This is a genomic window from Candidatus Regiella insecticola LSR1 (assembly GCF_000143625.1).
GTDB lineage: Bacteria > Pseudomonadota > Gammaproteobacteria > Enterobacterales > Enterobacteriaceae > Regiella > Regiella insecticola.
Window position 1 is genome coordinate 1 of record NZ_GL379694.1, and the last position, 235, is coordinate 235.

Consider the following 235-nt stretch of genomic DNA (forward strand, 5'->3'; position numbering starts at 1 on the left):
CCTGGGGGCTGTTGCCATTGCCCGGAAACATGGCGATACCGACACTGGCGGAGATCTTCAGCTCATGTTCGGCCACTTGGAACGCGCGGTTGATCAGCACAACCTGGCGCTCGGCAAGGCCAAGGGCGTCATCCGGCTGGGTCAGTTGCACCAGCAATACAAATTCATCTCCGCCAATGCGCGCCAGGGTGTCGTGGCTGCGCAAATCTTCGCGCAGGCGCAGGCCGACTTCGCG

At 62.1% G+C, this 235-nt stretch carries 1 protein-coding gene; it reads right to left on the reverse strand.

What is annotated here, in order from left to right:
• Positions 1-235: diguanylate cyclase domain-containing protein (locus REG_RS09520; protein WP_006705445.1), on the reverse strand; the 235-nt coding region annotated here is incomplete at both ends.